A 1,619-nucleotide genomic window follows, 5' to 3' on the forward strand; every position below is an offset into this window, starting at 1 on the left:
TCTCCAGACTCAAGTACGTCCATTCTCTCCGCTGCTGGTACCTTTGGAAGTCCTGGCATTCTCATTATGTCTCCTGTAAGAGCTACTATGAATCCTGCTCCTGCTGCAAGCTCTAGTCCTCTTATTGTAAGTGGGAATCCTTCTGGAGCTCCTACTAGCGATGGGTCGTCTGAGAACGAGTACTGTGTCTTAGCCATACATATTGGAAGCTTGTCTAGTCCAAGTGACTCTAGCTCTGCTATCTGCTTCTCGCATGCCTTTGTGAAGTTTACGCTTCCTGCTCTGTAAAGCTCTTTCGCTATTGTCTCTATCTTCTCTGGGATTGACTTCTCCATGTCGTATAGTGGCTTGAAGTTAGATGGCTTGTTCTCACAAACTTCTACTACCTTCTTAGCTAGCTCTACTCCACCTTCTCCTCCGTCAGAGAATACTTTCGATACTGCTACTTCTGCTCCGCTTGCCTTAACTTTCTCGAATACTAGGTCAAGCTCTGCTTGTGTGTCTGTTGGGAATGCGTTTATTGCCACTACTGATGGCACTCCGAACTTAGCCACGTTCTCTATATGTCTCTCTAGGTTTGAAAGTCCCTTCTCTAGTGCTTCAAGGTTCTCTGGTCCTAGCTCAGTCTTTGCTACTCCTCCGTGCATCTTAAGCGCTCTTACTGTCGCTACTATTACTGCACAGTCTGGCTTAAGGTTTGCGTATCTACACTTAATGTCGAAGAATTTCTCAGCTCCTAGGTCTGCTCCAAATCCTCCCTCTGTTACTGCATAGTCTCCTATCTTAAGAGCTAGCTTTGTTGCAAGTACAGAGTTACATCCGTGTGCTATGTTGGCGAACGGTCCACCGTGGATGAATGCTGGTGTGTTCTCTAGTGTCTGTACTAGGTTTGGCTTTATTGCGTCTTTAAGAAGTAGTGTAAGTGCTCCCTGTGCGTTTAGCTCTCTAGCTCTTACTGCTGCTCCGTCTACGTTGTAAGCTATAACCATGTTTCCTATTCTCTCTCTTAGGTCTTCTAGGTCGTTAGCTAGACATAGTATCGCCATTATCTCTGATGCAACTGTTATATCGTATCCGTCTTGTCTTGGTACTCCTTGAGCCTTTCCACCTAGTCCTATAACTATGTTTCTAAGCGCTCTGTCGTTCATGTCTACGACTCTCTTCCAAGTGATTCTTCTAGTGTCTATTCTAAGCACGTTTCCGTGATGTAGATGGTTGTCTAGAAGCGCTGAAAGAAGGCTGTGTGCTGATGTTATTGCGTGGAAGTCTCCTGTGAAGTGTAGGTTTATGTCTTCCATTGGCACTACCTGTGCGTATCCTCCACCTGCTGCTCCACCTTTAACTCCGAAGCTTGGTCCTAGTGATGGCTCTCTTAGAGCTGTTATTGTCTTCTTGCCTATCTTGTTTAGTCCCATTGAAAGTCCTATGTTTGTTGTAGTCTTTCCTTCTCCTGCTGGAGTTGGGTTTATAGCTGTTACTAGTATTAGCTTTCCGTCTTCTTTGTCTTTAAGCTCGTCTAGTAGGTCTAGCGATACTTTCGCCTTGTACTTTCCGTATAGCTCTAAACTGTCCTCTGATATTCCTATGTTCTTTGCCACCTCTACTATAGGTTGCATAGT

At 45.0% G+C, this 1,619-nt stretch carries 1 protein-coding gene; it reads right to left on the reverse strand.

What is annotated here, in order from left to right:
- On the reverse strand, window positions 1-1,616 hold a 1,616-nt coding region (locus EUAN_RS12045; RefSeq protein WP_097678086.1), incomplete at its 3' end, for a formate--tetrahydrofolate ligase.
- Window positions 1,617-1,619 lie beyond the last annotated feature (3 nt).

The sequence above is a fragment of the Andreesenia angusta genome (genome assembly GCF_001855385.1).
Classification (GTDB): Bacteria; Bacillota; Clostridia; order Tissierellales; family Gottschalkiaceae; genus Andreesenia; species Andreesenia angusta.